Annotated in this window: 11 protein-coding genes; 10 read left to right on the top strand and 1 reads right to left on the bottom strand. The window is 42.6% G+C overall.

Features of this window, described 5'->3' with window-relative positions:
* The first annotated feature begins 10 nt into the window (after positions 1 to 10).
* The 4 genes from EJP82_RS11100 (at position 11) to EJP82_RS11085 (ending at position 4,363) form a co-directional block, all read left to right on the top strand.
* Positions 11 to 643: a hypothetical protein gene (locus EJP82_RS11100; RefSeq protein WP_127192112.1), complete on the top strand. Its 633-nt coding sequence runs from the start codon at positions 11 to 13 to the stop codon at positions 641 to 643.
* Positions 644 to 798: 155 nt separating this feature from the next.
* A complete protein-coding gene (locus EJP82_RS11095; RefSeq protein WP_127192111.1) occupies positions 799 to 1,521 on the top strand; it encodes a glucosamine-6-phosphate deaminase in 723 nt (240 codons plus the stop codon).
* 52 nt (positions 1,522 to 1,573) lie between these two features.
* Entirely contained in the window at positions 1,574 to 2,545 is a 972-nt protein-coding gene (locus EJP82_RS11090) for an ROK family protein (RefSeq protein WP_127192110.1), read from the top strand.
* Positions 2,546 to 2,599: 54 nt separating this feature from the next.
* Entirely contained in the window at positions 2,600 to 4,363 is a 1,764-nt protein-coding gene (locus tag EJP82_RS11085) for a glycoside hydrolase family 9 protein (RefSeq protein WP_170220172.1), read from the top strand.
* A gap of 214 nt (positions 4,364 to 4,577) precedes the next feature.
* Here the strand turns inward: EJP82_RS11085 and EJP82_RS11075 are convergent, their stop codons facing one another.
* The gene (locus EJP82_RS11075) at positions 4,578 to 5,195 is read right to left on the bottom strand and encodes a histidine phosphatase family protein (RefSeq protein ID WP_127192108.1); all 618 of its coding nucleotides are present in this window, start codon (positions 5,193 to 5,195) and stop codon (positions 4,578 to 4,580) included.
* A 110-nt stretch (positions 5,196 to 5,305) separates the two neighbouring features.
* Here EJP82_RS11075 and EJP82_RS11070 point away from each other — a divergent pair, with 110 nt between their 5' ends.
* The 6 genes from EJP82_RS11070 (at position 5,306) to EJP82_RS11045 (ending at position 12,041) form a co-directional block, all read left to right on the top strand.
* Complete coding sequence (locus EJP82_RS11070; RefSeq protein WP_127192107.1) at positions 5,306 to 6,220, top strand: LysR family transcriptional regulator; 915 nt, start codon at positions 5,306 to 5,308, stop codon at positions 6,218 to 6,220.
* A 60-nt stretch (positions 6,221 to 6,280) separates the two neighbouring features.
* Positions 6,281 to 6,790: an NAD(+) diphosphatase gene (locus EJP82_RS11065; RefSeq protein WP_246054046.1), complete on the top strand. Its 510-nt coding sequence runs from the start codon at positions 6,281 to 6,283 to the stop codon at positions 6,788 to 6,790.
* A gap of 119 nt (positions 6,791 to 6,909) precedes the next feature.
* The gene (locus tag EJP82_RS11060; protein WP_127192106.1) at positions 6,910 to 7,914 is read left to right on the top strand and encodes a LacI family DNA-binding transcriptional regulator; all 1,005 of its coding nucleotides are present in this window, start codon (positions 6,910 to 6,912) and stop codon (positions 7,912 to 7,914) included.
* Positions 7,915 to 8,268: 354 nt separating this feature from the next.
* A complete protein-coding gene (locus tag EJP82_RS11055; RefSeq protein ID WP_127192105.1) occupies positions 8,269 to 9,684 on the top strand; it encodes an ABC transporter substrate-binding protein in 1,416 nt (471 codons plus the stop codon).
* Positions 9,685 to 9,867: 183 nt separating this feature from the next.
* Complete coding sequence (locus EJP82_RS11050; RefSeq protein WP_127192104.1) at positions 9,868 to 10,950, top strand: carbohydrate ABC transporter permease; 1,083 nt, start codon at positions 9,868 to 9,870, stop codon at positions 10,948 to 10,950.
* Positions 10,950 to 12,041 (top strand): carbohydrate ABC transporter permease, encoded by a 1,092-nt coding sequence (locus EJP82_RS11045; RefSeq protein WP_127192103.1) that lies wholly within the window; start codon positions 10,950 to 10,952, stop codon positions 12,039 to 12,041. Before EJP82_RS11050 ends, EJP82_RS11045 begins: the two co-directional genes overlap by 1 nt.
* Positions 12,042 to 12,081: the final 40 nt, after the last annotated feature.

Below are 12,081 nucleotides of genomic sequence, written 5' to 3'. Positions count from 1 at the left end.
GTGAAATTATATGGATCAAAATAAATTTTTAACGTCGTTTTTGGGTGATTTCTTCGTTGTAACAGTTAACAAAGATAATAATATAGAAGTTTACACTAGAATTTCTAACAGAACGGACATGATAGACCCAGAAATATTTGTGATGTTATCAGAGAAAAGCAAATCTTCTTATGAAGTGATAGTAGTCCAACGTGGAAAGCCGCGTACGGTTGCCACGTTTTCAGAAATTGGTGTAGGAACTGTGGCTTTAGCATTGTATGCCAGAATTCGTCTTGGAGGAGTTTCTAAAGATGAGGAGATACAAAATAAGTTGTTAGAACTGGAGAGTAATGACTTTGATAAATTAAACGAAATTCTATTAGGAGTTATTGGGGATGAATATTTTTCGATATTTAATAAGAAAAAATACGCTATTAACTTAGAAAGGAGCGACGTTAAAGAAACGTATAATATATACTATTTAACGGGAGAAAATGAGGAAATATATTTTGTTAAAGATAGAGAAGCGCCAAACTGTTTTCTTGTAGTATATAACTTCTCGGAAAAATTAAAGGCTATATTTAAATACTTAAATGAGTGCCAAAAATATATTGCTTTGGATGAAGAGTTCAAAGATAAAATTATAAAAATATTAATTCACTAAGGTAAAAGAGGTTAATCAGATAAAACTGGTTACCCTCTTTTTTTATCTACACACTATAGAATATTACCCCTAGATTAGAGGATTTTGGACCACTGTGACGTACGGGGGAGAGTTACTATTAAAGAGTGTATCCTTACTATCACGGAGGTGCTTTCATGCGGATTATAGTAAAAGATACGGAACAAGAGTTAGATATTGCAGCGGCGCTTGAAGTAACAAAGCAAGTGATCGTGAAACCGGATAGCGTTCTAACTTTTGCTGGAGGGCAGACCACCATAGGGCTTCATCAGGAAATTGTGAATTTGTATAAACAATGGAATGTGGATTACTCAGAATTGAAGGCGTTTACACTAGACGAATATGTAGGACTGTCACCGGAAGATCACAAAAGCGTTAGCTTCAGAATTCGTAATCAGGTATTGAATCATCTCAATATAAAAAGTGGAAATATTCATATGCCTGATGGCATGGCGGAGGATCTGGACAAAGCTTGCCGTGAGTACAATGCTCTTCTGGACAGGCATGCTGTAGATCTTGAAATACTGGGTATAGGAACCAACGGTCATATTGGATTTAATGAGCCGGGGACTGAATTCCATTTAGATACACATGTAAAAGATTTGGCGAGCAGGACTGCCGAGATGAAGGCTGGATTTTTTGGGTCTGCGGATAGGGTTCCGAAGCAGGGGCTTACCGTGGGAATCAAGCGGATCATGATGTCGAAACAAATCCTGCTGCTGGCCAAAGGGAAAAGCAAGGCGGAGATCATTAAGAAGGCAATATATGGTCAGATTACACCGGAGATCCCTGCATCTGTTCTACAATTACACCCTTTTCTAACGGTAATGCTAGATAAGGAAGCTGCCGAGATGCTCTAGAAGTAAGTAAGTCATATGAACTAAATAACTTCACTTGTAGGAGAGATGCAGAGTGTATCCAGATGAACCGTTTACCATAGGCATTGACATTGGTGCGACAAAAGTACTTATCGGTTCTGTGACACAGGAAGGGAAGGTTGTCCACCAACAACGGTATGACATCGATCTTTCATCAGAACAGTTACTGAGAAGCAGTATATACGATTCGATTGCAAATTATATCGATTTGCAACAAGTAAGAAATGTATCCAAGACCATCGGCATTGGGGTCTTCGGGCATGTCGATTTTGAACACGGGGAATGGATGGGAAGCATGAGATTGCCTGGGATGGATAAAGTCCGTTTCAGAGAAGACTTACAAGCGAAATATGGTTTTGATATTGCAGTAGACAACGATGTTCATGCGGCAACCCTCGCTGAAATGTATCTGGGTAAGGGACGTCAATACAGAAATTTCTTATATGTAAATGTCGGGACGGGGATTGCAGCCGGTATTGTAAGTGATGGTAGATTGGTGCGTGGGGCAGCTAACTATGCTGGGGAGATCGGTCATATTTTTGTCGGAAAAGACATGGAACCTTGTATGTGCGGGAGCAATTGGTGTTTGGAGACAGCCGCCTCTGGAGGAGGAATGATCCACCGGGCTAATCGTTGGCTAATGGATTATCCTGACTCTATACTGGCCTCCAAGATACAATCCGGTACTGTCGTCTCGGTGGATATTTTTCGTGCGGCGCTGCTTGGAGATCCATTAGCGGGCAAAATCCACCAGGAATTCATCTGGTCCATGGGCATCGTTCTAGTTAATCTAGTGAATATACTGAACCCGGAAGCCATCATTATGGGGGGCGGAGTCCTACAAGACGAGTGGTTAATGAAGGAATTGAGTACTTTTGTGTTTGAGCACGCGGCGAAAGTTCCCAGTAACGCACTGAAAGAAATCACGCTCACCGAGCTTGGCCCACAAGTCGTTGGATTGCTCGGAGCGTCGTGTCTAGCGTGGAATTACGAAGCAATGAATTGAAGTTATTTAAGTTCATCCATACACATAATGCATCGGAAGGGGAATGAAGTAACAATGAAAATACTGATGAATCATATAGGCTATGCCCGCTGTGCTTCAAAACACGCAGTTATCATTGGACAAGACGGCGACGAGGCCGGCAAGTTTCGAATTGTTGAGGGAGCAACAGGATCCGTAGTATACAGCGGGACAGCTGTGAACAGTGGTCCAGTGAACCGCTGGAAGGACTGGTACTTCTGGACTTTAGATTTTGATAGCGTGCAAGAAGAAGGAAGTTATTATATTGAATGTGACACCTCGGCAGGAAACCTTCGTTCCTATGAGTTTTTAATTAAGGATAATCTACTGGGAATACAAAGTCTTTCAGATGTTATATTTTATTTCAAAGCACAGCGCTGTACCGGTGATTTCGACAGGGCAGATCATCACATCCCTTTTGCCGGAGATAGAAAAGGTCGTCACGACTTGCACGGAGGATGGTATGATGCTACTGGAGATTATGGTAAACACTTATCTCATCAGTCGCATACAACCTACTTCAATCCGCAGCAAGGATCATTTACAGCTTGGGTGTTGTTTAAAGCGCATGAACTACTTGAGGATTCAGGGAATCCCCGTTATTTCCAATTCAAGCGCAGAATCATGGACGAAGCCATGTACGGTGCGGACTATATGTATAGGATGATGGCGCCTTCAGGGACCTTTTTTCGCTCGGTAAAGCGGGTAGGTGAGTTTATGAAAGCGGAGGATCGGGTGATCTCCTTCCAATATAAAGGTTCATCCACACAGTTCGGAGATGCAGCAACAGCGGGTGAAGAGGTCATTACTGATGAATCCTATGAGACTGGATTTCGTCAGGGAGCGGGTTTTGCCATTGCTGCCTTGGCGGCGGCGAGTAGGTATTCTTATCCAGGAGACTATACACGCGAACAATATCTAGAAGCGGCGAAGGAAGCTTACTCTTATCTAGAGGAGAACAATCATCGGTATCTGAATGATGGAAGATCCAATATTCTTGATGAATACTGTACGTTGACAGCACTTACTGAATTATATAAAGCTTCTCTGGAACCAGATTATCTCAAAAAAGCTGGCGAAAGCGCGGATCGATTGCTCGAATATTTACATTCCAGTGGAGATTGGAAGGACTATTGGAGTGCCAATGACGAAGGGCGTCCGTTCTTTCATCCTTCAGATGCAGGACTGCCAGCGATCGCACTGCTGAACTATTTAGAGATTGAGAAGAACAAGGATATGCGAGCTAAAGTACTAGAAACGGTAAAAAAAGCGATGCAGTTTGAATTAGGCATTACCAAAGAAGTAAGCAATCCTTTTGGTCTTGCACGTCAATTGGTCCAAAGTAGTGAAGGAAGTAGATATACGGCTTTTTTCCTACCTCATCAAACGGAGGCTTCCCCATGGTGGCAAGGTGAAAATGCAAGATTGGCATCTCTTGCCGCTGCTGCGAGGCTTTTAAGTAAACACCTCGACGAACAAGACAACTTAAAGGCGGAGCTGCAAGTTTATGCAGATCATCAACTCAATTGGATTCTGGGGCTCAATCCTTATGACAGCTGTATGCTCCAAGGATCAGGCCGGAATAATCCGGAGTACCATTTTGTATATGGCTTCGATTACATGAATTGCCCGGGCGGGATTTGTAACGGGATTACTGGAGATCCTTCGAACGAAGAGGGAATTGAATTTTTCACTAAATCCATCCCTGGTGTGATCGATGACAACTGGCGCTGGGGTGAACAATGGCTACCACATGCATCATGGTATATGTATGCTGTTGCACTCGGAGATTTAAATTAGTAGGGAATGATAAGTTGTAAGCACTCCAAACCCACCATCTTGTCAACGAGATGGTGGGTTTGAATTTCTATGCCAATAGGGATCTAGTATTTCGAAGAACTTGTTTCATAAAATCGGAATCAACCAGTATATGTTCAATAATTTTGATTTTACGTTTATTTACATCAAGACTTTTTCATTCATCCGTTAGAACAATTCCCGAAGTGAGGCGCGCTTAATCCCGGTAATGACTGGTGTCACCATATAAATCAACATTTAGGACGTCATGATTCATAGTAACTTTACACAGAGCAGTTGGGTGAAGGTCGGGCATCGTTCCGATTTCATTCAGCTGTTTTTTCATGAAATAGCTCATAACTGCTTTTAATGTGATCCTGTGAGTAACAATAAGTACCTGTTGGCCCCTGTGTTTCATCAAGATATCTTGAATCGAAGGAAGGGTTCTCTCTAGCAATTGACTATAGCTCTCCCCTTGACCCGTTGGTTGGTATAGATGAGGTTCATTGAAAAATTGACTGAATTGAGTAGGAAAATCTTGTGTGATTTGTTCTATGTGCTGGCCTTCCCATAGCCCCATGTTTATTTCTCGTAGTGAATCCAATTTTACGATCTCAGTTGTTCGATGACCTGAAATAATACCTGCAGTAGTGATCGCTCGGGGACTGGAACTGCAATATATAGCATCAAATGGAATGGTGGATAAGCGTTCTCCTAACCACTCGGCTTGCTGAACACCGGATGGGGTGAGAGGAGAGTCCTTATGACCTTGCATTTTCTTCAATAGGTTCCATTCGGTTTGTCCGTGACGAGTCAAATATAAAGTAGTTTCCATTCTGTATTCCTCCTAGTCGTAATGTAAGACTAGTATAATGTGTAGATATATAAACTAATAATATATAATATCTAATATACATAAACTAAATTTATAGGTGGAGATGCAGTTTGAACCTTCATGTGCTGAGATTATTTTATTATGTTGCGTTAACTGGCAGTGTAACGAAAGCTTCAGAGAAGCTGCATATTAGCCAGCCAGCCATATCGGCACAAATTCGCAAGTTTGAAAAAGACAACGACATTAAATTATTGCAAATCCAGGGTAGAGGTCTGGTTCTAACTCCTCTCGGGAACAAGTTGATTAAGCCGCTGGAGAAGTTATTTGCAATCGAGGAGCAGGTCCGGTATCTAATCGAAGACTATCATAACTATCCTGAAGGGAAATTACGGATTGCGGGAAATTATCTTGCAACGAGTGTACTGATTCCTAAGTGGGCCTCTTTATTTAAGCAACAATTTAGTGGAGTTGAAGTACATATTTCAACTGTTAACTCTCACAATGCTATTGAAAAATTAATTAATTTTGAGGCGGATGTAGCGATCTATAGCGATATTGGAGTGCCTTTCATTGATGCGGATTTATTTGAAAGTCGAGAGTTGTATAGAGATGAGTATTTGTTCGTAGTAGCCCCCGGGCATAAGTATTCGTCACAAGAGGTGACACTTGAAGAAATTGCATCTGAGCCGTTTATTATGAGAGAAGAAGGGAGCGCGGCGAGAGAGAGGTTATTTCAACAATGTCGGGAGCTAGAGATCAATCCTCCTAAAATTGAATTGCAATTTAATGGACTTAATGAGACGATTCAAGCTGTAATGGCAGGTTATGGCGTAAGCTTTGTATCCTCTCTAATAGCGAAACCTTTATTCAAACGGGGTGTACTTGCTAGAGTAGATGTGCCGGGGATTTCTTCAGCGAACTCTATTTTACTAGGATCAAGGAAAAGGGAGCATCAAGAGGAATTTGTTAATGAATTCATCTCTTTAGTCTTCAAGCATTTGGATACGGTAGCCGAAAGCTTGTGAAGCAATGGTAGGATAATAAAAAATAAATAATTCATTTCAGAGGTTGTAGGAGGATTTGTGATGATGAAGTTTTGTTATGCTTGTGGAACGGAATTGCACGCCAAGGAATGTGACGGAGAGGGACTGATCCCTTATTGTGATACATGTCAGGTATTTCGTTTTCCCATCTTTAGTACGGCAATTAGCACAGCAGTGTTAAACAAAGAACGGAATAAGGTATTACTGATCCGTCAATATAATATGGAAGATTACATCTTGCTGGCAGGATATATCAATCGTGGGGAAACAGCAGAAGAGACGCTTATTCGCGAAGTAAAGGAAGAAGTAGGACTAGAGGTCGATGAATACAAGTATATGAGAAGTATGTATTTTGAACGTTCCAATACGCTGATGCTGAACTTTGTTTCTGTTACACGTGATGAATCACTCTTGCAAATTAATCAAGAAGTTGAGCAGGCGGAGTGGTTTACTTTTGATGAGGCTAGAAAGGTTATTAAGAAACAAAGTTTGGCAGAGTCCTTCTTACTGACGATTCTTGAGCAAACGGAAGCGAATAATTCGGTCGGCTAATGATAAGGGGCTAGTGCTACTAGCCCCCTATACAAGCCCCTCAAAAACATGATTGTCAATTCGTAAAACCCTTGATATAATCGCTTTGAAAAGGTTTTCTAAAAAAAGGAAGTCATGCGATGAAATCAACGATTCGAGATGTTGCCAAGATGGCGGGGGTATCCATTAGTACGGTATCCCGTGTAATGAATTCACCAAATTCGGTGATCGAGAGTAAGCGAGAGCGAGTGTTGGAAGCCGTTGAGCAACTGAAGTATCAACCCAACGCGTTTGCACGTGGTCTGATCTACAAGAAGTCATTTACTCTGGGCCTGCTCATTCCTGATATCGAGAACTTATATTACGCAGGGGTAATTAGAGGAGTTCAGGATGCGTGTATCAAGCTTGGTTACAGTCTGATGATATGTAATACGGACAGAGACAAGGACCGCTTGCTGTCTTACATCGATACCTTTCATGAGAAACAGGTGGATGGGGTCGTATTAGCCAGTGATATCCTTTATCCCGAGTATTATGACAAATTGGTCGGCTGTCGGATTCCATTTGTGCTTGTGTCCTCACATTCGGATGAATATGATATTCCATCTGTGGAGATTGATGATGAGGCTGCCGCTTATGATGCGGTAAAATTCCTGATCGAGCTGGGTCACAAAGAAATTGGGATGATTGGCTTCAACCACGACAACTCAATTGCGGGTCCACCGCGTTATGAGGGATTCATAAGAGCCTTAACGGAGTTTGGACTCGAACGTAACATCGAGAAGATCAAATACGCTAACCATCGTTATGAACATGCATATCAAGCTACCCATGAACTGTTTACCGATTTTCCAGATTTGACGGCGGTGTTCTGTGTTGCTGACGAATTTGCTATGGGTACGATTTCTTATCTGAAAGACCGGAATATCCTTGTTCCAGGTCAGGTGTCTGTGGTTGGTTTTGATAACCTTCGCATGGCGAGTATGTTCATTCCAAAGCTAACTACAATTGCACAGCCGATTTATGAACTCGGGTACCGCGGGGCAGAGAAGTTGCATGAATTAATCACTACCGGATCTGTTGAATTACGCAGAGAGAAGATGGAGCATAAGCTGATTGTAAGAGAATCATCTCGGGAAAAATGAGAGTTGCTCATTTCTTTCAACAAGGTTTGAAAAGCTTTTCACAAACTATAATGTATAAAGCCCGAAAGTAGCACTGAAATCGCTTCGTATAGTGAAAATATCACGATTTTTAAGAAAAAACATGAATAAATCATATTGGAAACACATAAAAAGTATGATAAAGTACAAATGTAAGCGCTGTTATGTAATTTAATTACATTCAACCGGTGCAACGCCGACCTATTTGAAAACCTTTGCAAGAAGGAGGTGATCCGCGCTCAACAGACAAAAAAGTCTATGAAAATCGATCAACTAGACCCTCAGATGAGTAAAGTATGTTTTACTTTAAATTTGATTAAAGGGGATGTTGCAGAGATGAAAAGTCCTATAGGACGGAAAATGTCTTTGGCTTTGGTGCTTTGTCTATCGTTTGCCATGTTGCTTAGTGCATGTGGGGGAGGGAATAACGCTGCTAAGAATGATCCTCCAACTCCAGCTACAAATAATAGCCAAGCAACGACGGACAATACCACAGTCGCTCCTGTTGAGACAACTGGATCACCATTGGAACTTGCGATGAAGGGTGAATATAAAGGAACTAAAGTATCCATGTTCGGACCGTTCGTAGATGCCGATCAAGTGAAATTTGAGAACAGCATCAAAGAATTCGAGGAGAAGACAGGGATTGATATCCAGTATGAGGGCTCTAAGGAATTTGAAGCTACAATCAACATTCGTGTTGATGGCGGCAACGCTCCGGATATCGCTGATTTCCCACAACCGGGATTGCTAGCTTCTATTGCCAAGACAGGTAAAGTAATTGACTTAACTAATATTCTGGATCAGGCCAAATTGAAAGCTAACTATAATCAAAGCTGGCTTGATATGGCTACCATGGATGGCAAAGACGGCAAGATTATGACTGGGGTTTGGAATCGTAGTAATGTGAAAAGTCTTGTGTGGTATCCGAAGAAACAATTTGAAGAAGCTGGCTATAAGATTCCTGAAACTTGGGATGAAATGATGGAATTGACTGAGCAAATTGCTAAAGATGGTGACCCCGCATGGAGTATCGGCATTGAAAGTGGCGCGGCAACTGGTTGGCCTGCAACAGACTGGGTTGAGGATATCATGCTTCGTACTACCACTCCAGAGAATTATGACAAATGGGTAAAAGGAGAGCTGCCATTCAATTCCCCAGAAGTAAAACATGCGGTAGAAGTTATGTCTGATATTTGGATGAACAAGGACTATGTATATGGCGGCACTAAATCTATCGTTACAACCGCATTTGGTGATGCTGCGCTTCCGTTGTTCGATAACCCACCGAAAGCTTGGCTCCACCGTCAAGCTAACTTTATTACTAGCTTCTTCCCTGAAACAGCCAAAATAGATGCAGATTATGATTGGTTCTACTTACCTTCAATCGATCCGCAATACGGTAAACCAGTACTTGTAGCGGGTGACATCTACTCGATGTTTAATGATCGTCCTGAAGTTCGTGCTGTGATGGAATTCTTCACAACAGGTGAGTCGATCAAGACTTGGGTTCAATCCGGTGGTGTCATCGCGCCAATGAATGATGCTTCACTTGACTGGTACAGTTCTGAGTCCGACCGCCGCATGGCGAAATTGGTTCAAGAGGCTTCCACACTTCGCTTTGATGGTTCCGACCTTATGCCTGGAAAAGTAGGTGCGGGTACTTTCTGGAAGGGTATGACCGACTATGTAAGTGGAACAGCTAATCTGGATGACGCTTTGAAACAAATTCAATCCGGCTGGGATAACTAATCCGAGTCCACACACAACAAGAGAATATCCGTCTCACTGGATCTAATCCAGTAACACGACACCACAAAAGGAGGGGCAGCATGATTGGAACAAAATCTGCCGCCCCTCCTTTTGTATTAGTAGTAGGGGGTTCGATGCTTTCGAAGTGAGTTTTGCTACGCAAAACTTTAAGGAGGAAAGACTATGAGTGCACAGGCAAAGCAAAGGATCAGTACGAAGGCAGTGCTCTTATCGCTCGGTGTATTATTAGCTAATATCGTCGTGAATGGCCTGATTTTCTTATTCTTTCGAGATTCAACGCTTAATCCGCTGATCACTGCGATACTTGCCGTCATTTGGGGAGTGCTGGGCGTATACCTGATTTACTACACCCTGACATGGGCGCTTGAGCAGTACCCTGATGATATCGTCAAAAGATTCCTCCCGTATATTTTTATCGGGCCAGCGGTTATTTTACTAGGTTGGCTGTTGGTGTTGCCTGCACTACGAACGCTGTATTTGAGCTTTTTCAATGCGAGCTCGGAAAAGTTTGTCGGTCTTAGCAACTATGCCGCCATCTTCAGTGATCGCCTGATGGCAACTGCTCTACGAAACAACCTCCTGTGGGTGTTCATAGGAACGCTGGCTTGTGTAGCCATGGGGTTGTTAATCGCCATACTTGCGGACCGCAGCAGTTATGAGAAAGTCGCTAAATCGATTATTTTCATGCCGATGGCCATATCGTTTGTTGCAGCAGGGGTTATCTGGAAGTTCATTTATTACTATCAACCAGGCGATGAGCAAATTGGACTTTTGAACGCCATTGTTACTTTTTTTGGCGGCGAACCGCAAGCATGGACGAGTATGATTCAGCCGTGGAACAATTTCTTCCTTATTATCATCTTGATCTGGATGCAGACGGGGTTTGCGATGGTTATCTTCTCAGCAGCAATCAAGGGAGTTCCTGAGGATATTTTGGAAGCAGCACGTGTGGATGGCGCGAACGAAATAAAAATATTTTTCCGCATTATTATTCCTTACATTTCAGCGACAATCCTGACAGTCACAACGACGATCATCGTCTTTACCTTGAAAATATTTGACGTCGTCATGGTGATGACGGGAGGTCAATACGATACAGAAGTAGTAGCAACACAGTTCTATCGGCAGTTCTTCATGTACCGGAATTTCGGTTACGGTTCGACGCTAGCTATTGTTCTGCTGATTGCGGTCTTACCTGTCATCATTATTAATTTGCGTCAGTTCCGCAAGCAGGGGGGATTCTAATGGCCTTGAAGAAGAAGAGAAAAGGCAATAAGACGCTAGTAAATATTGTACTCGGAGTCATATGTCTCATTTGGTTATTGCCGACGCTTGGGCTATTCATTTCATCTTTCCGTCCGGCAACGGATATTCTGCATACTGGGTGGTGGAAGGTATTTCCTCACCAAGAATGGAGTGCGGGTGAGACCATTCAGCTTAATAAGGAAGTGGATCTGCGAGAGCCGATTGAGGTTAATGGCACGACCTATACTGACGATCAATTAAAAGCGGGCGTTACGGTAGATGGCAACCGTCTGCTATGGGAGAACCGCAGAGCACGAACAATTAATGTACAAGAGCAAGCTTGGGCGTTTAAGCCTACTCTTACATTAGAAAATTATAAAAATGTGTTGTCCGGCAAGGAATATAAGCTCAAAGAAGCGGATGGTAGCGAAACTGTGCAGAAAGGATCCGGGTTATCCCAAGCTTTCTGGAACACACTTACGATCGCTGTTCCGGCAACGGTAATTCCGGTGTTGATTGCTTCTTTTGCTGCTTATGCCTTCGCCTGGCTACGATTCCCGGGTCGCAAAACCTTATTCGTCATGATTATCGCCATGCTGGTCATTCCACTTCAGGTCGCACTGATACCAGTGTTAAAAGACTACACATCGCTTGGATTGAACGGCAGTTATTTGGGAATCTGGCTAGCACATACCGCCTTTGGTCTCCCACTTGTCACGTATTTTATGTATAACTTTATAAGCCAATTACCTAAGGATTTGTTCGAATCCGCATTTATGGATGGAGCGAGTCACTTTACGATCTTTGCCAAACTGATTCTTCCGTTGTCTGTACCCGCTCTGGCGTCCATTGGGATCTTCCAGTTCTTATGGGTATGGAACGACTATCTCGTCTCACTCATATTTATTGGTAATCAACCAGGTGTACAGGTCATGTCGATGAAAATTGCCGATTTGGTCGGCTCACGTGGGAACGATTGGCATCTACTTACCTCGGCCGCATTTATTTCAATGTTGATGCCATTAGCTATTTTCTTCTTATTGCAAAAGTATTTCGTCAGAGGTCTTATGGGTGGATCGATCAAAGGATAGTTATGAAGTAATCATAGTGCTACAGCAGATGAAGTCTGCT

Source organism: Paenibacillus anaericanus, from assembly GCF_003994475.1.
Lineage (GTDB): Bacteria > Bacillota > Bacilli > Paenibacillales > Paenibacillaceae > Fontibacillus > Fontibacillus anaericanus.
The sequence above is the reverse complement of the archived record's forward strand: the minus strand, read 5'-3'. Positions and strand labels throughout refer to the sequence as shown.

Coding starts and splice junctions, on each gene's coding strand:
- EJP82_RS11085 (WP_170220172.1), top strand. CDS start 2,600: ATGAAAATACTGATGAATCATATAGGCTATGCCCGCTGTGCTTCAAAA.
- EJP82_RS11050 (WP_127192104.1), top strand. CDS start 9,868: ATGAGTGCACAGGCAAAGCAAAGGATCAGTACGAAGGCAGTGCTCTTA.
- EJP82_RS11060 (WP_127192106.1), top strand. CDS start 6,910: ATGAAATCAACGATTCGAGATGTTGCCAAGATGGCGGGGGTATCCATT.
- EJP82_RS11075 (WP_127192108.1), bottom strand. CDS start 5,195: ATGGAAACTACTTTATATTTGACTCGTCACGGACAAACCGAATGGAAC.
- EJP82_RS11095 (WP_127192111.1), top strand. CDS start 799: ATGCGGATTATAGTAAAAGATACGGAACAAGAGTTAGATATTGCAGCG.
- EJP82_RS11045 (WP_127192103.1), top strand. CDS start 10,950: ATGGCCTTGAAGAAGAAGAGAAAAGGCAATAAGACGCTAGTAAATATT.
- EJP82_RS11055 (WP_127192105.1), top strand. CDS start 8,269: ATGAAAAGTCCTATAGGACGGAAAATGTCTTTGGCTTTGGTGCTTTGT.
- EJP82_RS11065 (WP_246054046.1), top strand. CDS start 6,281: ATGATGAAGTTTTGTTATGCTTGTGGAACGGAATTGCACGCCAAGGAA.
- EJP82_RS11100 (WP_127192112.1), top strand. CDS start 11: ATGGATCAAAATAAATTTTTAACGTCGTTTTTGGGTGATTTCTTCGTT.